The following is a 20,100-nucleotide window of genomic DNA, read 5'->3' on the forward strand; positions in this document are numbered from 1 at the left end:
GGCGTCCAGGGAAGGCGAATCCACACCAGGGGTGCGGATCAGCGTCATCCAGTCGCGCTCCCGAGTGTCGGTCGGCGCGAGACACCATGGCCAGCCCGTCCTCATGTCAGCCTGTCACCTTGCCAGCCCGTCCCTCTGTCAACCTGCCACCTTGCCAGTCAGTCCCCCCTGTTGGGAAATACGCACCATCTCGAAGCGCTCCCGGCGAGGCGCTATAATGCCGCCTTTTCCCACCCCCGGAGCCTACGTTGTCACTCGCCGAAATCCCCGTCGAACGCATCGATGCCGAGCTACCCCAGACGCAGTGCGGCAAATGCGGCCACGCGGGTTGCCGGCCCTACGCTGAGGCGATCGTCGACGGCGAGGCGATCAACCGGTGCCCGCCAGGCGGCGAAGCGACCCGCGACCGACTGGCCGCGCTCACCGGCCAGCCGCCCCTCGAGCTGATCGAACCGGCTCAGACGCCGTTGCTCGCGGTCATTCGTGAAGCCGAATGCATCGGCTGCACCAAGTGCATTCAGGCCTGCCCGGTGGACGCCATTGTCGGCGCCGCCAAACAGATGCACAGCGTCATCGAGTCCGAGTGCACCGGCTGCGAGCTCTGCGTTGCGCCCTGCCCCGTCGACTGTATCGACCTGATCGAACACCCGATGTGGACCCAAGCCGCCAATGAAACGGCGCAGGACCGTTATCTGCAGCAGCGCGCCGTCAACGGGCGGCAACGATTCGACGCGCGCCAACGTCGGCTGGCACATCTGGCCGAGGAGAAGCGACGCCGCCGGGAACGCCGAATGGCCGCCTATCGCGCGAAGCCAGAAGCCCAAGCGTCGGAGACCGCGGTCGACGACGCCGGGAAAACCGCCGAGACGCCGGTCGATCACACCGCGCTCAAGGCACGCCGAGCCACACTCAAGGCGCGGGTTGCGAAACTCGATCGCCAGATGGCCAAGGCGACAGCGGGCGAGCGAGCGCCACTCGAGGCGAGACGTAAAGCGCTGGGCAGCGAGCTCGAGGCACTCGACGGTCAGCTCGCGACGCCGTCGGACGAGACACCATCGAACAGCCGCGGTAGCCATCTTGCCGCCTCGGCCGCACGTGAAGCGCTGCGCAAGGCACGCCAGCAGCTCGCGCATTTTCGGCGTCAGCACGACAACGCGGGCATGGCGAGGGCCGAAGCGCAGATTGCCGACGCCCAACGGCTGCTGGCGCGTGCCGGCGAAACGCCGGGGGGAGACTCGGGCCCACAGGGAGCGTCATCATGAACGCGGACAAGCGTCAGCAGATATTCGCGCGACTCAAGGCGCACAACCCAGAGCCCACCACCGAGTTGAATTGGAACACGCCGTTCGAGCTGCTCGCCGCGGTTCTGCTGTCAGCGCAGGCAACCGACGTCGGCGTCAACAAGGCGACGGCAAGACTCTTCCCCGTGGCCAATACGCCGCAGGCGATCCTCGATCTGGGCATCGACGGACTCAAGGAAAACATCAAGACCATCGGCCTCTACAACACCAAGGCCGACAACCTGATGAAAACGTGTCACCGCCTGGTGACGGCGTTCGACGGCGACATCCCCAGAACGCGAGAAGGCCTGGAGTCGCTGCCCGGCGTAGGACGCAAGACGGCCAATGTCGTCCTCAACACGGCCTTTGGGGAACTGACGATGGCCGTGGATACGCACATCTTTCGCGTGTCCAATCGCACACGCATCGCCCCCGGAAAGAACGTCACCGAGGTCGAGAACAAGCTGATGCGCCACGTTCCCAAGGCCTATCTCAAGGATGCCCACCACTGGCTCATCCTGCACGGGCGCTACACCTGCCTGGCTCGCAAGCCGCGCTGCGGAAGCTGCGTGATCGAGGATCTCTGCGAGTACCCTGAAAAGGTCGAGATCGGCTAGCGCCGGTCTCGGTTGGGCGAATGGCGTGACGACGCGGGAGAGCGACAGCGCTGACGGCGCGACGAATGTGCCGAGCCTGAACTCGCTGACGCCTGTCGGATCACTCGTGCCTCAAGCGCGTTGCCAAGATCAAGGGGAAGTCTCGGGCTCGAACGAGTCTTGCACCCGCTCCTCTGACGGCTGACCGTCCGCGTCCGCAGACGAATCATCCTCGGCCGAGTCGTAGGTCGTTACCTCGCTGGCGTTGTCGGCGTCAGCGCGCGTCGCCGGACTCTCTTCCGCCTCCGCGGCTTCCGGGGACGACGCGGTACCGGGGGCACTCATCTGCGTGGGGCCCTGTCGGTTGTAGACCACCTTCCGCGTGCCGCCGTCGCAGCTGCCGACCACCTCGGCACCGGCATACGCCTCTCCCTCTCGGACCATACCGCCGTCGACCTGAGCGTTGTCGACGACCGCCAACAGAAAGTGCCGGGCGCCATTGTCGCGAATGGTCTGATCGATCTGCGCTTTCAAGCGCTCGCAGGCGAGCCGCGTTCCGGACTGCGGCGACGAACTCTGCGCCCAGGTGACACTCGATGACAGCCACAGCGCGCTCAGACTCGCCACCACTACCGTCCTCACCGACAATCCTTTCATGGTGTCACCTCGTCCCTAACGACATCGTTCGCCGGAAATCCCCGGCCTGTTGGACTGGTGCGGTGTCGGCGCAAGCCGTCTCCCGCGCCCTGTCACCGTCATCGACTCGACGTGCTGCCGTGACCCGCCGGGTCCCGACGGTACGCTGTCTAAAGCGCGAACTCGCCGATCCTGGCCACGGTACGCTGATAGGCAGGACGCTCGCGGACCTGGTCGAGAAACCGCCTTGCGTTGGGCCGGCTCGCCAATTCACCGCCTCTTTCGCAGGCCAGCAAAACGAAGCTCATCTGGATGTCGGCCGCGGTGAACTGCTCTCCGGCGAACCAGGTGTGGTGGCCAAGCTCGCTCTCCCAGTAGTCCAGATTCGTCTTGAGCTGCGGGTTCAGATATTGCTGTCTCACGCCCTGCTCGAGCATCTTTCCGGCGGGCCGAAGCACCATCGGTACCGGTTTCCTGCCCAGCCTCGACATCACCAGCCGCATCACCAACAGAGGCATGGCGGAGCCCTCGGCGTAATGTAGCCAGTGCAGATAGCGCACCCACTGCGGTGTGCCGACGGGAGGCACCAGCCACTGACCGTCGTGACGCGCGATGAGGTATTCGATGATCGCCCCCGACTCCGCCACCGTGTGGTCGTCGTCGGTCAACACGGGAGACTTGCCGAGCGGATGCACCTGCTTCAGCGCCGCCGGCGCCAGTTGCGTCTTGGGGTCCCGCGGATAGGTTCGGATTTCGTAGTCGACGGCGAGCTCTTCGAGCAGCCAGACGATTCGCTGTGAGCGGGAATTCTCCAGATGGTGTACGACGATCATGTCGTGGCGCCTGTCCTCGATGAGTGATGAATCAACGATAGGGGGTTATCCCCAGCGGCGCCACTGGCGGCAAGCGCTGTCAGATCGCCAGCACTTCGCGATAGCGCTGGCGCCACATGGGCCAGCGCCATTGATCGGCATCCGGCGGTGCCGGGCGCGATGCCGGGTCTTCCAGCCATCCGGCGAGCCTTGTCGCCAGGCTCTCGACGTCCCCCGGGTAGCGGTAGGCACCGGCGTAGTAATCCGGGAAGCAGAGCCGATCCGGCACCAGCGGCACGCAGCCGAGTGCCACCGCCTCCATGATCGCAAGCCCCTGAAACTCGTGATGCGTGGTCGACACGACAATATCCGCACTGGCGAGCCATTCCCGGTAGGCCACCGGCGACTGTTCGCCCCAGCAGAGCACGCGGTCGCCGAGCCAGCTTCTGGCCGCGTCGAACACCTCGGGGCTGTCGCGAAACTGCTGGCCCATCACCACGACTTCGAAGGCCACCTCCCACTCGATGAGCAGGGCGAGCGCGGAGAAGAAGTCTTCCGGATTCTTGTCATACTCCCAGCGATGGTTCCACACGATCCGGCGTCCCGCGCGCGGCCTGACTGCCGAGGTGACTCTCTGCGAGTCGGCGTCTGCGGCGCCATCCGACAATGGCACCGGCAGCACCTCGGCGACGGCGGACAGGCGTTCGAGTCTCGGGCCAATCTTCGGTCTGTCCGGCATTCTCGCGAGAAACGCCGAGACGCCGGAAAAGAAGCTGTCGCGGTTGTAGCGGCTATTGAAGATGACCGTATCGGCAGCGAGTGCCGAGTAGAGATTGACCATCGCCGGCTCCGGACGAGGCATCTGCTTCTCCGAGCGCGGAAAGGCGAACTGGTTTTCGTGGAAGTAGACCACCTTGTGGGCGCCGGCAAGTGAGGGGTGCAGCCCGAGCAGCGTCGCCAGATCGACCATCGAGGTGGCGACAACCAGATCGAATGGCTGATCAAGCGCCTCCTCGGCGTCGAGATGCCAGAGCAGCGGATTGGCGCGAATCCGCCAGGAGAAGTGTCGCGGCGGAAGTGCCAGGCGTGTCCATTCGATGCCGGGAAACGCTTCGACCAAGCCGTCGGCCCACACGCGATGACTGACGGCGTCATAGGCGGATAGCAGCAGCGCTTTCATGAGGGGGATTCCTGAACGTAAAAACGGCGCCCGGGTGGGCGCCGTCTCTGGTGGCGGAGCGCGCGATGCGCTCAGTGCGACTGGTCGAAAAGGTCGTCGCCGAGATCGTCGATATAGCGCTGACTCTTGCTCACGGTCAGTTCCACGCAAGCCTCTTCGCCAGGCACCACGTCAGATCGCTCGAAGCGCCGCTCGCGTGTCTCGCCCTCGTTCTGAGGCTTTCGAATCCAGCCGCTGACGCGATACTGGCCGTTCGCCTCCTGCGGATCGGGAACGATCAGAAAGCCCTTGTACTCGACCGGCTCGTACGCTTTCGAGGGCTTCGCCGAGCGGCCACCGCGATCGCTGGCGTCACCGGCACCGAACAGTCGAGCAAACAATTTCTGCAGCATCCCTTTCCTCCCTTGAACCGCGTAAGAAACGACGATCAGTCAGCCGAGCGCCCCTTGCCGGCGGCGATACGCAGGCGCAGTGCGTTGAGCTTGATGAAGCCTTCGGCATCCTTCTGGTCGTAGGCACCGGCGTCGTCTTCGAAGGTCGCGATCGACTCATCGAACAGCGATTGTTCCGACTGACGACCCACGACGATGGCATTGCCCTTGTAGAGCTTGAGGCGCACGACACCGTTGACGTAGGTCTGAGTCTCGTCGATCGCCGCCTGGAGCATACGGCGTTCCGGGCTCCACCAGTAGCCGTTGTAGATGACCTTGGCATACTTGGGCATCAGCTCGTCTTTGAGGTGCGCCGCTTCGCGGTCGAGCGTGATCGACTCGATGGCGCGACGCGCACGCAGCATGATGGTGCCGCCCGGGGTCTCGTAGCAGCCACGAGACTTCATGCCGACGTAGCGGTTCTCGACGATGTCGAGACGGCCGATGCCGTTGTCACCGCCCACCTGGTTCAGCCGCGACAGCACTTCGTGGGGCTTGAGCGCCTCACCGTCGATGGCGACGATGTCACCCTTCTCGAAGGTCAATTCGATGTAGGTCGGTGCGTCCGGAGCCGCTTCCGGAGAGACACTCCAGCGCCACATCTCTTCTTCTGCTTCGGTCCACGGATCCTCGAGAACACCGCCCTCGTAGGAGATATGCAGCAGGTTGGCGTCCATCGAGTACGGCGACTTCTTCTTGTTCTTGGAGAAGTCCACCGGGATCTCGTGCTCTTCGCAGTAGTTCATCAACTTCTCGCGGGAGTTGAGATCCCACTCACGCCACGGTGCGATGACCTTGACCCCCGGCTTGAGCGCATAGGCACCCAGCTCGAAGCGGACCTGATCGTTCCCCTTGCCGGTCGCGCCGTGAGAGATCGCGTCCGCGCCGGTCTCGTTGGCAATCTCGATCAGCCGCTTGGCGATCAGCGGGCGAGCGATGGAGGTGCCAAGCAGATACTCGCCCTCATAGATCGTATTGGCGCGGAACATCGGGTAGACGTAGTCGCGAACGAACTCTTCGCGCAGGTCTTCGATGTAGATCTCCTTGACCCCGAGTGCCTGCGCCTTGGCACGTGCGGGTTCCACCTCTTCGCCCTGACCGATATCGGCGGTAAAGGTGACCACTTCGCAGCCATAGGTCTCTTGCAGCCACTTCACGATCACGGAAGTGTCGAGGCCGCCGGAGTAGGCGAGGACGACCTTCTTGATATCGGACATGCAGCAACTCCTTGGGTGATGCGTCGGCTCTTAACAGTAAATGACCGCTGAGCGGTCGATCGTCGAACGTTTGAGTATACCGCCGTCGCCACCTGCATAACACCGACTGACACGACGCCTCGGCACGAATTTGCTAGACTCTCGAAGCTTTGCGGCCAGCCGCTACTGATCATCAGGGAATGGGAGTTATTGCATGTCGGACGCCAGCACTAAGGAGCTGATGGCGCAACGTTTTCGCGGGTATCTCCCAGTGGTGATCGATATCGAGACCGGGGGCTTCAACGCGGCCACGGATGCGCTGCTGGAGATCGCCGCCGTGCCGCTGACGATCGATGACCAGGGCAATCTGCTGCCGCTGGAGACGATCACCTTTCACATCACGCCCTTCGAGGGCGCCAATGTGGAAAAGGCCGCCCTGGAGTTCACCGGTATCGATCTCGACAGCGCGTTTCGGCGCGAGATCGCCGTCACCGAGAAGGAAGCGCTCGACGGCATTTTCAAACCGGTCCGCAAGACGCTCAAGTCCCACGGCTGCACCCGTGCGATTCTCGTCGGGCACAACGCCTCCTTCGATCAGGGCTTCCTCAATGCGGCGATTAACCGCTGCGGGATCAAGCGCAACCCCTTCCACCCGTTCTCGAGCTTCGATACCGCCACGCTGTCCGCGCTGGTCTACGGTCAGACCGTGCTCGCCCGCGCCTGCCAGGCCGCCGGCATCGAGTTCGATAACGCCTCGGCTCACTCCGCCCGCTACGACACCGAGCGCACCGCGGAGCTCTTCTGCGCCATCGTCAACCGCTTCAAGGATCTGGGCGGCTGGAATCTGGCGATGAAAGAACAGGGTTTCGACGAGCCCTGACACGACTTTCGGTCGTGCCTTTCTCCTGGCTGACGACGGCCCCGCGAGGACGATCGTCGCGCCAGACGCTCTACCAGAGACGACCCGCCAAAAACGACAACGCCCCGTCCGATGCTTCGGACGGGGCGTTCTGCTTCGCAGCGGGACTGCTGGCCTCGCTCAGCTTTCGCTGGAAGTCTCGGAGGCGTTGGCCACCGCTTCCTTGATCATCGGCTCGAGTTCACCGCTCTGGTACATCTCGACGATGATATCGCAGCCGCCGACCAGCTCGCCGTTGATCCACAGCTGCGGAAACGTCGGCCAGCTGGCGTATTTCGGCAGCTCGGTACGGATATCCGGGTTGTCGAGAATGTTGACGAAGGCGAAACGCTCGCCGCAAGCCATCAGCGCCTGCACGGCCTGGGCCGAGAAACCGCACTGCGGCAGCTGCGGTGTGCCCTTCATGTACAGCAGGATCGTGTTTTCGCCGATCTGCTGCTTGATCGTTTCGATGGTATCGCTCATGTGACGTCCTTTGACGGGAAGGGCATCGACTCGACCCCCTCGCGTGCGCGCGAAAAATGAAATGTCCGTGCCCTCATTCTACTGATGAGACCGCGCGAATACACCCCTGAGCCTGACCGCACTGGCTAAGCGGCCCAAAACGCGCCCGACAGGCTCAGACCGGCGAAGAGGCCCCCTGCCCCCTCACGTGGCGGCGAATGGATCCCATGGCTCTGGCGGCGCCGCATCAAGGTCGTGCGTGATGACACACCGCTTGGCCAGCCCACCCACCATCGAGCACAGACGAACCCGACGGCGGGACGGCACCGATCTCTCGAGACGCGGGCGCACTCGGCATGAAAACGAGGCACGTCGACAAAAGGGGTAGCGAAAGCGCCTACGCTGAGAGGCAGTCGACAACACTAACAATCAGGCTCATCCATGAATGCATCGGTTATCAACGCGACGATAGCGGGTTGGCTCGACGCTCTGCCGTTCTGGATCACGGCAGCGGTGATCATCGGGGCCACGGTGCTTGCGCATGCACTGCTCAAGTACGTCCATTTCCGTCTTCTGCCGCTCAATGACAGTCGCCTTCATCTGCTCAGCACCACGGCGCAGGCCGTCCATCCGCCGCTGGTGGGCGTCTTGTGGACCTACGGGATCTTTGGCGCGGCGCACTTCTTGATCCCTCCAGAAGTCGAGGGACACGCGCTGATCATGACCGTGGCGCACTTTTTCGCCGCGCTGCTGGGTGTGTGGCTGCTGATCCGTCTGGCACGCCGTCTGGTCACCACCATGGACCGCTGGGGAGACTCCCGGACCTCGATCCTGGAACGGTTTCTGGTGCCGTTCATGGCGCGCTGCATCGCAGCCCTGATCCCGATCTTCGTGCTGTTTTCGATCTTTCCCGTGTTCATCACCTCGGCAAGTCTGGATGCGGCACTGCACAATCTCACCAGTCTGATCCTGATTGGCAGCATCGCCGCCGTGCTGATCCACGGCATCAACATCAGCGAGCGTGCGCTCAGCGAACGCTATCGTTTCGATGATGAAGACGCTGTGGCGCGCAAGGTCCATACCCAGATCACGGTGCTGCGAAAGCTCATCAACTTCGTCATCATCATGCTCGCGCTCGCGTCGATGCTGATGGTGTTCGAAAAGGTTCGCCAGCTCGGCGCCAGCATTCTGGCATCGGCCGGGATTCTGGGGGTGGTCCTCGGCTTCTCGGCCCAGAAGGTACTGGGCAATCTGATCGCCGGTATTCAGATCGCGCTGACCCAACCGATCCAGTTGAATGACTCGGTTATCGTCGAGGGCGAGTGGGGCTGGGTGGAAGAGTTGACGCTGACCTACGCCGTCGTGCGTACCTGGGATTGGCGCCGAGTCGTGCTGCCGATCACCTACTTCGTGGATCATCCGTTCGAGAACTGGACCCGACGCGACAAGGATCTGATCGGCGTGGTGATCCTGTACGCCGACTATCACCTGCCGATGGAGCCCCTGCGCGCCGAGTGTCAGCGAATCGCCGAGGCCTCCCCCTTCTGGACCGGCCGGGTGTGCAAGGTTCAAATGCTGGAGATGACCGAGCGCAACAAGCAGATGCGAGTGCTGATCAGCAGCAGCGGCGGACCCAACACCTTCGATCTGCGCTGCGAAATCCGAGAAGGCCTGATCGATTTCATCTGCAGGCACTATCCCCAATACCTGCCGACCGTACGCCTGGATATGCCGCAGCCGAACGGTGGCAATACCCCTCAGCCCCCGCTATCGGCATCTTCGGCGCCGCCGAGCGGCGTCACGCCCGCGGCGCCCCTCGGCAACAACGCCCGTCCCGCCGCGTAGCCGCTCGACACCCGATCAGGCCCCGCGGTCCAGACGGCACGCCTCATGGACGCGTGCGATGTCATCTTCGGGAGTGCTGGCCGCTGTCAATGGGGCGCTGGCATGCCAGGAGGCGCTTTCGGGCATCTTCGTAAAGTGGCGCTCATGGCCGGCATCGTCGCTGGGTGTAGGGATCACGGGCGACAGTGGCTGCTCGAGCCTTGCCGACGCTCGCCGCCCCCGTGGCGGGGACGGTTCGGCTATCGGGCCCCCAAACTCAACTGACTGGCGGCCACCCGGGCCAACAACAGCAGCGTGGCCGAATAGTAATTCTCTTCGGCGGCGGGAATCTTCGCGATGGCCCAGGGACGGCCGCTGAGGAGTGCATTGATCGCCAGGCCACCCTGCGAGAGCGGGTAACTCGCCGTCTCTCCCGACCTCACATCGATCCAGGCCGGGGGGGCCGGCTGATCCCAGAACCGGGCAATCTTCTCCAGCGTATCGACACCGCGCAGACCGCCCCAGGTAAAGTAAAGCGGTGTGCGGACGTTCTCGAAACCAAAGCGCGTAGGCCATTCCAATGCCGGTGTCAGCTCCCCGGAGCGTTGCAGCCGTAGCCAGTCGGCGGGAAGCCCCTTCGGGCCGAACTGCGCTCTTTCCAGAAGCTGGTGACCACTGTCGATGACGGCTTGCCAGGGCTCATCGGGATAGCGCGCGGCAAAGTCCCGCAGCGCGGGAATGACCCAGTACGACAGGTTGATGTCGGCGAAGCCGTCGTGACGAAAACCCTGCAACCCCGGCAGCAGGACGTCATACCCGCCGACGTTGACGATCAAGTGATCCCGGATGGACTCGCGGATGGACTCGGAACGCGCCGCGTATCGGCGGTCCTCCCAGCGATCGGCGGCCAGTTGCAAAGCCCAGGCCATGAACAGGTCGCCGTCGGTGGCATTGTTGTCGTCAGCGACGTGGGGCGTCGTGCCGGGATCGTAGCGCCAAGCGAACAGGTCGACATCCGATCTCGCCAGGTGGGCCTCGGTCCACTGCCAGAGACGGTCGAACGTGCCCTGATCGCCGAACTGCACCGCCAGAAACATGCCCCATCCCTGGCCTTCGGTATGGCTCACGTCAGCGTTGGCCGTATCGATGATGCGGCCTTCCGCCAGCACGAAACGCTGCTGATAGCGCTGCCAGCCGGGATCATCGGGACCGGCAAACGCGCTGGACGGTGTCGGCATCACGACGACTCCCAGCGGCATCAACAAGCCCACCAGCACCACCCATCGGGCAGCCGATCGTCCTGCCGATACCGGCGTCAGCGCTAGTTTCAACGCGCCTCTCAACGCGCCTCTCAACGCGATTATCCGTCCGCCTTTCATACGCTACCGTAATGAAAGATGAGCGTCTGCTGCGCGTGGCAGCGATGGCAACGGGCTTCCCCATGCCCCCCCTGCTCACCCAGCCAGCCTTGGTAGAGACCGCTCAGTATCCATGACAGACCGATCAGGCGCTGGCGCTCTGCGGCATCCCTGACACGCCGGCTCATCATCGGATAGTCCCCCTGCTCGATAATCAGGTGCTGACCGGCATCGCGGATCGAACTCCATCCCCAGCCCAACTGATCCAGTCGACGATTGATTGCCGACTCCAGCGCCGGCAGCGTCGGTGGCTGGCCGAGCGGCAGGTCTTCCGACAGCCGCTGGCCTACGCGCTGCAGGAAAGGCTGCGCTTCGGCGGCGCCCGCCCCCACGATCAGCTCGTCGAGCAGCACATCGAGGACTTTCGACCAGGTCGACGTGCCCTCGACGATATCCGGGAGATCGTCGGCGTCACCACCGATCGGCGCTTCGGATAACCGGGGCGCGGTGGGCCCGTGGGTGCCGATGCCAACTTCGCTACCGGGAGGCACGCCCTGACGCTCGCCAGCCGTTGGCGGGCGGCTCCAGCGCGCCTCCAGGTCAAAGGTCTTCGTGGTCTCCAGCGTGGCGTCCTCGACCGGCCGATTCATGGTAAGGCCCCCAGCTGGTAGTTGAGATAGACCGACCCCGTGGTTTCGGAGTAGTCGCCGAACGAGTCATACCCGAGCGTGCCGCCGACGCTCAGATCCGGCGCCAGTTCATAGCTGACGTCCCCGGACAGCGTGATGCCGAAGCCCGACTTGCTCTCGCCGTCGTAGCGTGACTGCCCCACCAGCCCGACCGTTGCCAGGGTGTCGAGCAGTGACTGCGCGTCACCATCTTCGGGGAACACGTCGGCATCGTCTTCCTGATAGCTCTGGAATCCGGGGGCCGCGCTGACGCGGTAGGTCCACTCGTTCTGTTGCTGCTGATAGCTGATCGGGAACGCGAGGCTGACATAGTCCTGCGGGCTGAAGTATCCGCCATGGCCGGCCGTGAAATAGCGCAGGTTCTTGTCGAACCCCATGTAGCCGAGATTGACCCCGAGCTGCAACTGGCGGTCAGGCTCATTGATCGGTCGAACATAAGCGCCCGTGGTGGCGGTGACCGAGTGGTTATCCGCCACGTTATCCCCGCGATAGAGAGCGGCACCGACACTGGCATAAGCGCCACTGGTGCCATCGTCATACTCGATGCCGACCTTGCCGCCGGTGCGGGTCACGGCCCCCCAGGTCTCGCCGGTGAGCGGGTCCTTCACCCCGGCGTAAGAGAGTACGCTGTCGGTTACCGCGCGTCTCTCGGCCGTCACAGTGAGATGCGTGTCATCAGCCACCTGCGGACGCCAGGTCACACCACCCACGACGTTGGACTTTTCAAATCCGAGCGGCGTGCTGCCGATATCGGCTCGCACCGGACCCAGCTGATAGGCGAGATCGAGCCCGGCGCCCGCATCGCTCAACGTCTTGGGGTCTCGTGCCGCGCTTGGCAGGCCAGCCAGTCGTCGACCGATTCCCTGCTGAACGCGGGTCAGGCTCTGCTCCAGTGCCTGTCGCTGCGCGGTAAACCCCTCGGCATCGAGATTGGCGAAATCGGCCGCGAAAAGATCGTCGAGATCCGCCAGCAGTCGGGTGCGCTGAGCGCTCGACAGATCATCGCTGACAATGAAGTCGGTCACCGCCGTCCGGAACTGCGCCAGTTGATCGTTGTTGAGGGAAGCCGTGTCGATACCGGCTTCAAAGAACGGATTACGCTGCAGCGCCTGCTGAAAAGCCTCCGCGGCGCGCGACAACTGCAGCTGAGTCAGCGGGTCGCCGGGGTTCTGCTGATCCTGTAACGCCAGCAGCTGATAGTTGTCCGCCGAACTTTGAATACTGTCCAGAATCGTCGAGACGTCGGATAGCCGGGTCTGCAGCGTCTCCGCGGCCGTCACGAAGGCATTGCTGGCATAGCGTTCGTTGGCGCGACTGCCGATGTCTCCCGCCGAGACATATTCCGGAGAGACGGAAACCTCCAGCCTTCCCCGGTTGAACGGGACCGCCGAGAACGTCATCCGACTGCCGACCGACGTGAGCTCGCTGAGCCCCGACTCGCCGTCACGCAAGCGCAACGTGGCACTGGGAATCAAGCGAGAGGCCGTTTCAGCCTGCAACTCCGCCAACAACCGGTCGATCTCCGCGAGCGTGGCATCGCCGGCCAGGCTTTCCCCCTTGGCGGATTCGTCGCCGCTGACCTGTGAACGCCCCTGGAGCGTTGGACCTGCTGTCTGCCGGGCCTGTCGGAAGGGGTTATCGGCCATTCCCAGCCGCGAGTAGGCCTCTGCTGTCCGGGGTAGCAGCGCGTTATCGCCCTGCTCTGCCAGTTGTCGGTCTCGGGCCTGTTCCAGCAGCCGCATCGCCTGCGGGCGGTCGCCCTGAGCGCGGGCCGTCCGCGCCGCCAGAATGACCAGCTCGGGGGACGAGAGCGGCGCATGGTTCACCAGCAGCGTTTCGGCACGCTCATCGTCGCCCTGCTCCAGTGCCGCATTGACGGCACCGGCCACCACCTCGTCATCATCCGGTCGGGTCTCGAGCAGACGATCGTAAACGGTCGTTGCCGCCTCGGGCATCCCGCCGCTGCTGTATAGCCGACCCAACGCCAGCAGTAACTCGGGGTCGTCGGGGGAGCGCTGCAGTGCCGGCTGCAACACATCGTAGGCGTCGGCGAAACGCTCATGTTCACGCAACTGATCCGCACGGGTGACCGCCACCCCGCCAGCGGTCTGTGCCACCTTCGCCTGCTGCTCCGGCGAGGACGCCGCTGCACCCAGCCGCGTCAACAGGTTATCGGCATCATCGAAGTGCCCCGTTCGGGCAAGGACCAGCGCATGGCTCAGGTAAGCCGTGGGCTTCGCGGCGACATCGGCCTGGGCGAGATTTCGGCGCACCAGCTCCAGTGCCATTCCCGGCTGCCCGGCATCTGCCAGCGCGAGCGCGACGCTACCCACGGCGGCCGGCGACGATGGCGGATTGCGATACCACTGGTAGAGGCTCTCGCGTGCCGACGGATCGTGAGACGCCAGACGCCGCTCGATCGTCGCCAGTTGGCGTTGAAAGGCGACCCGCGCCTGAAGCTCGCTGATCGCCGCCGGCAAGTCGGCTTGAGGCGGCAGTCGCTTCAGCAGGGCATCGGCATCATTCCAGCGCTGCTGCTCGCTGGCCAGTATCGCGCCGGCTTGCAGTGCCTCGGGAGTTGCGTCGTCACCCAGCACCTGAGACATGACGAAGCTGGCCTGATACGGCTTCCCCTGCGACTCGTTGAGACGCGCCAGATCCAGACGCAGCCACGGGTCATCCGGCGTTAGCTGAATGGCCTGATTGTAGAGTTCGAGCGCTTCGGCGTTGTCGCCGTCGGCAAAAGACTGACCGGCCCGCTCTCGTAACGCCTGAGCCTGATCGCGACGCGGATCGCCCAGAGACGCTCGCGCACTGGCCGGCAGCCGCTGGAATACGGCTTGTGCATCCTGCCAGCGTTTTTGCGCCCGAAGCACCCCGACCAGCCCCCGGGAAGCGGCGACGTTATTCGCGTCTTCTCTCAGCACCTGACGATAACCGCGCTCCGCGGCGGCCTCATCGCCCTGACGGTGCTGAAGGTCCGCCTGCAGCAGTCGGGCCGAACGCCCCTTGCGACCCGATTCTCGTGTCAGCGGTGCGACACGCGTCAACGCCGCCGCCATCTGATCGCTGGCCGCCAGTTGTCGAACTGACGCCAGCTCGGCGTAGAAGCTGGCACTGCGGAAGGCGTCTTTCCACGCTCCCGCCTTGGCCGGCGCAAGCTGGATCGCCCGCCCCAGTTGATCGCGTGCCTCGGCAAACTGCTGACGACGCAGCGCCACCAGCCCTAAGCCCGCCAGCGACTCGGCGTCATCGGCATCGGCCTCCAGCGCCGTACCGAACTGCTGCCGGGCCTGGTCGAGATCGCCCTTGTCGAGGGCCTGATACCCGTCACCACGGGCATCGGCGACAGGGTCGGGTTCGGGTTCGGCCGCCGTGGCGAGAAAGTATTCCCGCACGGACTGATCATCGGGGTAGCGCTGTAGATAGCGCTCGTAGAGCCCCTGATCGGTCATGTCGGCATCCAGCCACAGCAACGCCTGACGCCACGCCGCTTTTGTCGACGCCGTCGGTGACATCTGGCTCAGCTGATCGATGGCCTTGCGTCGAGAGGCGTCGCGATAACTCAGCACGCGAGCGAGCGACAACGCGACCGACGCATCATCAGGGTCGCGCTGATGCAACGCGTCGAGTGCCTGGCTGGCCTCGGCCCAGCCGGCCTCGGTGCCCGCCAGCGTTTCGTAGTACTCGGGAGCCAGATCCCACGGCGGGCCGGCGTCACCAAAAATCTGATCGTATTCCCGCAGTGCGCCGGGCAGGTTACCGGCCTTGGCCAGCGCCCTCGCCCGTGCCAGTCCCGTGGTGTCGATGTCGCGCCGCGCCTTCGCCTGTTTCAGGCGCTCGACTCTTGCGTCATCGGGCGCCACCTGCTGCAGTCGAGCCAACCAGTCATCCGCGGCTTGTTTGTCGTCGTTGTCGAGCGCCAACAGTCCCAATCGGAACAGCGCCTCGGGATTCTCTGGCTCCACCGCAAGGACGCGTTTCAGCGACTGCTCGGCCAGATCGACACGCTGACGGGATTGCCAGAATACTGCCTGCTCGAACAGCGGCTGCAGACTCTCATCGACGGGCTGCGCCATCAGCGGCACGCTACCGCCGAGCATGCCAAGCAACAGAATGCCGTACCACTTATCGCGTTTCATGGTCCGACCTCGTCCTTTGACTGTCCCGATGCGGGGGAAGGAATCGTCGCCTGACGCATTGCCGCGCGGCGCTTGAGCAGTGGGTAGAGCATCACGGTACAGAGCAGCAGCGAGACGATCATCAGCCACATCAGCCACCACGGCCGTTCACCGAACACCCAGTACCAGCGCTGTGGCCAAGGCATGCTGCCGACCTGATAGCGTGTCGAGATATCGAAAGCGGTCACGCTGCCATCCCCGTCGATCAACGCCACATCGCCGCGTATCGCCTGGCTGACACGGCGCTCGTCCAGGGCGTCCAGGAGTCCGGGCAGCGCCTCGGATTGATCCGAGGTAAGGATGACCACGCTGCGCTCTTCCTCCCACGGCGACTCGAAGGCGACCAGCGCATCGACATGCCGGCGACTGACGAGTGCACGCCGCAGCGAATCATGATCGGTCCGCCACTGACCCTGCAGCCAATCCCTCACCCGCCGCGACCAGCCGGGATGACTGACACTCAGTTGACCGTCATCGATACCCACTTCTCCCTGCGCCGACGGCGATCCATCCAGCAACACCTTCATCAACGGCGATGACGTGTGCGCAACGACCAGCAGATCGCGATCGGCGTAACGGGCAAGCCCTCGCTCGCCCAGTCCCACTGCGACCCGGTATGCGGCCACCCCGGTGGACTCGCCCAGCCTCGCGGCGAGGTTCAGAAGGGTCTCGAGCTCGCGGGTATCCGGCTCGGCCGGCAGCAGGAGCGCAGTCTCTGCAAGATCCGGTCGGCGGGTGAACGGAAATCCCGCCCCCACGAAGTAGGAAAGATTGGGCAGCGTGGCGAAGTGACGCGCCTGACTCAGGTCCAGCGTGGAGTCCGGCGAAATCTGGCTGAGTGAATCGCCGCCGATGGTGTCGTCGTCTGACGCCGCCCCACCGCCACTCGCATTGACCGCCGAGGCCTGACACCCGACGTCTTCCTCCGACTTCAGGTCGAAGTAGAGACTCAGCGTGTTCTCGCCATAGATGAGATAGGGCGGTATGGCGATGACGCCTTGCTCCTGGCGTGTATCTCCGCCCAGCTTGCCCCAGAGATGTTCGAGGACGCCGGTCTGATTGACCCCCAGCGACCCCAGGTACGTCCCGTTGAGATTGACGTCGAGCCGGGATCGCGACTCGTCGAGCCAATCGGCGCTGGGGAAGGTGTACTGCAACGTCAGCGGGAACGTCTGCCCCGGCCACAGAAACAGATCGGGGGCCGCGCGGAAGTTGATATCGATTGCCGGATGCGCAATGCCGGGGCTCTGCAGCTCCTCGCCCTCACTCAATGAGGAGAGTTCGACCGGCTGGGTGGAAGAAATCCAATTGGGCGCGCTGCTGGCCGTGGCGCTCGGCAGTTCGACCGGCTGCGTCTCACGCTCGCTTCCGGAGAGTCGCGACTGGTTGACCACGAGATCCTGCACCGCCGCCAGCAGCGCCGCAGACGAGTCGCCATGCACGACCATCAGCGTATGCGCGGGGTTGAGCGGGTGAGCAATCAGACGGATCCCGTTGCCTGCCACCTGCTCAGGCTCCAGGCCGGCGATGGCGTCATCGCCGGGCGCTAGCACGATGGCATCGTCATCGGGGATGCGCCCCTGGGAGACACGGAAACCCAGCTCGCGGGACTCTGCGCGACTGCCTAGGTAAGACGCCAGCAGCGTGGCCGCCTGCAGCGTGGTCTCATCGGGCGCCTCCGGCAGCACGATCTTCGCAGCGGCCGGTGAAATCGCGATGGCGCTGTAGAACGGCAGCGGAAAGTGCCGGAGGTCCCGCTCCAGCGGCAATCGACGCAGCGCCAGTTGCAGCAACGAACCTCGTTCGATCGTGAGCGCCTGGGATGAGGCCGCCGGCGGCAGGCATTGCGCGTCGCTCTGCATCGCGAGCGCGAAATCCAGCCGATTATGCGTCACCAGAAGCGCCGGCTTGATCGGCAGCTCCAACGTGAAGCGCTCCCCCGGGTCGTGTTCCAGCATCAGGCTTCTCAGCGGTTCGCCATTGAGGGAGATATTCAGGCGTTGCCGCGCGCCCGCAGCGGAATCGGACATGCGCATTTGCAGCATCAGTGTCGCCTGCGTCGCCAGCTCATCCTCGCGCAGGGAGAACGGCACGCCAGCACGCGCGCGAGCGCCGCTCAGAACGATGTTCTTGCCGCCGGTGAGTTGGCCCAGCGTGGCGCTCTCCCACTGTTCACCGCTTATCCCGGGGCGAGAGTCCGCTTCCGTCGCGTTGGCACGGTTCGCCTCGAACGTGGCCGCCGGCGCAAAGGAGAGCTTGCCATCGGCGTCGATCGTCGGCTGCGGGAGCGGGCCTTCCTGACTCAACGCCGTGTGCGCCGTCAGCAGCAGTGCCGCCGCGAGCGCGAGCACCGCCAGTACCCGCCCGGCAACCCAGTAGGAGCCCGACGAATGGCTATCGCGCGAGGTCTCGCTCCGGCGCTGCTGCCAGGAGGTAAAGAACAGTCCGAACACCGAGCGGACGACCCACCACAGCGAACGTAGCGGATGGTCGACCTGATCCCGTCGTGGCAACCAGGCATCGGCGCGTCCCATGACGGCGTGAACCAGTTGGCGCCGCTGCCCGACATCCAGCCGACCGAAGCGCAAGCGCACCTGGCGTCCCTCGCGGTGAATCTCGCTCACCGGGTAACTGGTCAACTGACCGCCCTGATCCAGTTCGATCCACTCGATCGGCTGGCCATCGACAGCGGCCGCCAGTTCCACCAGCGCCCCCCCCATCGATAGATTTCGCGTGACCGCAGTGTCGGCATGGCCATCCGTGCGGTAGGCCACCGTCGGCAGCTCGGCACCGACGCGCACACTGGCCCGGACCTGTCGCGACTCTCTCGCCACGGCGATGGCCGCCAGCAGCATCAGTAGACTGAAACTGGCCCAGAAGAGGTTCAGCAACATCACATTGCGCTCGATGCCGAACGGCTCGTTCCAGACCAGGCGCACCGCGCCCCAGACGATGGCGACGACGAGCAGGCCAGCCACGATCAGATGAGGTCGCACGATCCTGAAATCGAAGAACCCTTCGGGAAGCAAGCCGCCCTTGTCGGTCACGTTGAACTTTCCGCGATTCGGGCTGATGAGCGTCGTCAGCGTGGTCTTGACCAGATGGAACGACAGCACCGTTTCGTAGATCTCGGCCCAGAAGCTGAATCGGTAGCGCCCCTGCAACAGCGAGTTGAGTGCCAGCGTGTGAGCCAGATGGGGCAAGGCGTAGACGAAGATCATGCCGGCGGACGCGGCGATGATGTTCTGACCCGTCAGTAGATACGCCAGCGGCGCGGTCAGAAACACGATACGCGGCAGCGCGAACTGAAAGTGCAGGATGGCGTTGAGGTAGCAGAGTCGCTGCATCAGCGACAGTCCCCGCCCGAACAATGGGTTGTCGAGCCGCAGAATCTGCGTCATGCCGCGCGCCCAGCGCATCCGCTGGCCGACATGCAGCGACAGGCGCTCGGTGGCCAGGCCAGCCGCCAACGGCACGCCCAGAAAGGCGGTATTCCATCCAAGCCGCTGCAGCTTGAGTGCCGTGTGAGCGTCTTCGGTCACCGTTTCGACCGCGAAACCACCGATCGCCTCCAGCGCCGAGCGTCGAATCACCGCACAGGAGCCGCAGAAGAATGTCGCATTCCAGTAGTCGTTGCCCTTCTGGATCAGACCGTAGAACAGCTCGTCCTCGGTGGGCATGCGATGGCCAACGCTGAGATTGCGCTCGAACGGATCGGGGGAATAGAAGTGGTGTGGCGTCTGGACCAGCGCCAGATTGTCGTCCGCGATGAAGCTACCGACGGTCATCTGCAGGAAGCCTCGCGTCGCGACATGGTCGCAGTCGAAGATGCAGATCAAGTCACCCTGGGTCAGCGTCATGGCGTGATTCAGGTTGCCGGCCTTGGCGTGCTGGTTGTCGGAACGCGTGATGTATCCCACGCCGGCTGCCGCCGCGAAGGCCGCGAATGCCTCCCGCCGCCCGTCGTCGAGCAGGTAGATATTGAGCTTGTCGCTCGGGTAGTCCAGGTTCTGCGCCGCCAGCACCGTATCCTGCACGATCTGCAGGCTTTCGTTGTACGTCGGGATATAGACATCAACGCTAGGCCAGGTGCGGGTGTCTGCCGGCATTGGCACCACCTTGCGCTCCAGCGGCCAGATGTTCTGCACGTAACCCAGAATCAAGATGACCCAGGCGTAGAGTTCCGCGGCGAAAAGCCCATACCCCAGCGCCGCTTCCAGCCAGCTCTGGAAGACCAGGGTTTCGGTCGCCCGCCAGTAGAGATAGCGGGTCGAGATCGCCGCCGACAGCAGAATCAAAAAGATGGCGATCGGCTTGGACCGCGCGCGCAGGCGCAGCAGCACCAGCATCGCTACCACCGTGATCAGCCCGAACATTCCTTGGTGGGTCAGCGACATCGGTGTGGTCACGGTGAGCGTGACGATCGCCAACGTCACCAGCACGACCACGGAGGTGATCACTGCGGTCAGACGTGATGTCGCCTTGCGATCGGTCTTTGGCGAGGCGGATTGGGCGTCAGCGTTCGAAGCCGGACGAGAGGAGCGGTTGAACATG

Annotated in this window: 14 protein-coding genes; 4 read left to right on the top strand and 10 right to left on the bottom strand. The window is 64.2% G+C overall.

The window, feature by feature from the left end:
- Nucleotides 1–248: 248 nt before the first annotated feature.
- Together DOM41_RS14495 and nth are read left to right on the top strand one after the other, a co-directional pair.
- Nucleotides 249–1,262 carry an RnfABCDGE type electron transport complex subunit B gene (locus tag DOM41_RS14495; RefSeq protein WP_110687551.1) on the top strand — a complete coding sequence of 338 codons (1,014 nt, stop codon included), beginning with the start codon at nucleotides 249–251 and terminating at the stop codon, nucleotides 1,260–1,262.
- Nucleotides 1,259–1,897, top strand: coding sequence for an endonuclease III (gene nth / locus DOM41_RS14500; protein ID WP_110687552.1), 639 nt, complete (start codon nucleotides 1,259–1,261; stop codon nucleotides 1,895–1,897). The genes DOM41_RS14495 and nth overlap by 4 nt, the downstream gene beginning before the upstream one ends.
- Before the next feature lie 129 nt (nucleotides 1,898–2,026).
- Here the strand turns inward: nth and DOM41_RS14505 are convergent, their stop codons facing one another.
- From DOM41_RS14505 to DOM41_RS14525, 5 genes are all read right to left on the bottom strand, one after another.
- Nucleotides 2,027–2,533, bottom strand: a complete 507-nt coding sequence (locus DOM41_RS14505; protein ID WP_110687553.1) for a DUF1161 domain-containing protein — start codon at nucleotides 2,531–2,533, stop codon at nucleotides 2,027–2,029.
- A 149-nt stretch (nucleotides 2,534–2,682) separates the two neighbouring features.
- A complete protein-coding gene (locus tag DOM41_RS14510; protein WP_110687554.1) occupies nucleotides 2,683–3,345 on the bottom strand; it encodes a glutathione S-transferase family protein in 663 nt (220 codons plus the stop codon).
- 79 nt (nucleotides 3,346–3,424) lie between these two features.
- A complete protein-coding gene (locus DOM41_RS14515; protein ID WP_110687555.1) occupies nucleotides 3,425–4,504 on the bottom strand; it encodes a tRNA-queuosine alpha-mannosyltransferase domain-containing protein in 1,080 nt (359 codons plus the stop codon).
- A 71-nt stretch (nucleotides 4,505–4,575) separates the two neighbouring features.
- A complete protein-coding gene (locus DOM41_RS14520) occupies nucleotides 4,576–4,896 on the bottom strand; it encodes an HlyU family transcriptional regulator (RefSeq protein WP_110687556.1) in 321 nt (106 codons plus the stop codon).
- A 35-nt stretch (nucleotides 4,897–4,931) separates the two neighbouring features.
- A complete protein-coding gene (locus DOM41_RS14525) occupies nucleotides 4,932–6,152 on the bottom strand; it encodes an argininosuccinate synthase (RefSeq protein ID WP_110687557.1) in 1,221 nt (406 codons plus the stop codon).
- A 193-nt stretch (nucleotides 6,153–6,345) separates the two neighbouring features.
- Between DOM41_RS14525 and rnt the strand changes: the two genes are divergently transcribed.
- Nucleotides 6,346–7,011 (top strand): ribonuclease T, encoded by a 666-nt coding sequence (gene rnt / locus DOM41_RS14530; protein ID WP_110687558.1) that lies wholly within the window; start codon nucleotides 6,346–6,348, stop codon nucleotides 7,009–7,011.
- Nucleotides 7,012–7,170: 159 nt separating this feature from the next.
- On the opposite strand, the gene grxD is transcribed toward rnt, so the two are convergent.
- Nucleotides 7,171–7,515, bottom strand: a complete 345-nt coding sequence (gene grxD / locus DOM41_RS14535; protein ID WP_110687559.1) for a Grx4 family monothiol glutaredoxin — start codon at nucleotides 7,513–7,515, stop codon at nucleotides 7,171–7,173.
- Between the two features lie 420 nt (nucleotides 7,516–7,935).
- Between grxD and DOM41_RS14540 the strand changes: the two genes are divergently transcribed.
- Nucleotides 7,936–9,339: a mechanosensitive ion channel family protein gene (locus DOM41_RS14540; RefSeq protein WP_110687560.1), complete on the top strand. Its 1,404-nt coding sequence runs from the start codon at nucleotides 7,936–7,938 to the stop codon at nucleotides 9,337–9,339.
- A gap of 239 nt (nucleotides 9,340–9,578) precedes the next feature.
- Here the strand turns inward: DOM41_RS14540 and DOM41_RS14545 are convergent, their stop codons facing one another.
- From DOM41_RS14545 to bcsA, 4 genes are read right to left on the bottom strand one after another with little or no spacing between them, the layout of a single operon-like run.
- The gene (locus DOM41_RS14545; protein ID WP_157956941.1) at nucleotides 9,579–10,649 is read right to left on the bottom strand and encodes a family 8 glycosyl hydrolase; all 1,071 of its coding nucleotides are present in this window, start codon (nucleotides 10,647–10,649) and stop codon (nucleotides 9,579–9,581) included.
- Nucleotides 10,650–10,693: 44 nt separating this feature from the next.
- Complete coding sequence (bcsD, locus tag DOM41_RS14550) at nucleotides 10,694–11,326, bottom strand: cellulose biosynthesis protein BcsD (protein WP_110687562.1); 633 nt, start codon at nucleotides 11,324–11,326, stop codon at nucleotides 10,694–10,696.
- Entirely contained in the window at nucleotides 11,323–15,507 is a 4,185-nt protein-coding gene (locus DOM41_RS14555; RefSeq protein ID WP_110687563.1) for a cellulose biosynthesis protein BcsC, read from the bottom strand. The genes bcsD and DOM41_RS14555 overlap by 4 nt, the downstream gene beginning before the upstream one ends.
- Nucleotides 15,504–20,099 carry a UDP-forming cellulose synthase catalytic subunit gene (gene bcsA / locus DOM41_RS14560; protein ID WP_110687564.1) on the bottom strand — a complete coding sequence of 1,532 codons (4,596 nt, stop codon included), beginning with the start codon at nucleotides 20,097–20,099 and terminating at the stop codon, nucleotides 15,504–15,506. Before bcsA ends, DOM41_RS14555 begins: the two co-directional genes overlap by 4 nt.
- Nucleotide 20,100 lies beyond the last annotated feature (1 nt).

This window comes from Salinicola aestuarinus, assembly GCF_003206645.1.
GTDB classification, from domain to species: domain Bacteria; phylum Pseudomonadota; class Gammaproteobacteria; order Pseudomonadales; family Halomonadaceae; genus Salinicola; species Salinicola aestuarinus.

Excerpts from the sequence above, each read along its gene's own strand:
- bcsD (WP_110687562.1), bottom strand. The coding sequence starts at position 11,326 with ATGAATCGGCCGGTCGAGGACGCCACGCTGGAGACCACGAAGACCTTT.
- DOM41_RS14505 (WP_110687553.1), bottom strand. The coding sequence starts at position 2,533 with ATGAAAGGATTGTCGGTGAGGACGGTAGTGGTGGCGAGTCTGAGCGCG.
- DOM41_RS14540 (WP_110687560.1), top strand. The coding sequence starts at position 7,936 with ATGAATGCATCGGTTATCAACGCGACGATAGCGGGTTGGCTCGACGCT.
- grxD (WP_110687559.1), bottom strand. The coding sequence starts at position 7,515 with ATGAGCGATACCATCGAAACGATCAAGCAGCAGATCGGCGAAAACACG.
- nth (WP_110687552.1), top strand. The coding sequence starts at position 1,259 with ATGAACGCGGACAAGCGTCAGCAGATATTCGCGCGACTCAAGGCGCAC.
- DOM41_RS14520 (WP_110687556.1), bottom strand. The coding sequence starts at position 4,896 with ATGCTGCAGAAATTGTTTGCTCGACTGTTCGGTGCCGGTGACGCCAGC.
- DOM41_RS14510 (WP_110687554.1), bottom strand. The coding sequence starts at position 3,345 with ATGATCGTCGTACACCATCTGGAGAATTCCCGCTCACAGCGAATCGTC.
- DOM41_RS14525 (WP_110687557.1), bottom strand. The coding sequence starts at position 6,152 with ATGTCCGATATCAAGAAGGTCGTCCTCGCCTACTCCGGCGGCCTCGAC.
- DOM41_RS14555 (WP_110687563.1), bottom strand. The coding sequence starts at position 15,507 with ATGAAACGCGATAAGTGGTACGGCATTCTGTTGCTTGGCATGCTCGGC.
- rnt (WP_110687558.1), top strand. The coding sequence starts at position 6,346 with ATGTCGGACGCCAGCACTAAGGAGCTGATGGCGCAACGTTTTCGCGGG.
- bcsA (WP_110687564.1), bottom strand. The coding sequence starts at position 20,099 with ATGTTCAACCGCTCCTCTCGTCCGGCTTCGAACGCTGACGCCCAATCC.
- DOM41_RS14515 (WP_110687555.1), bottom strand. The coding sequence starts at position 4,504 with ATGAAAGCGCTGCTGCTATCCGCCTATGACGCCGTCAGTCATCGCGTG.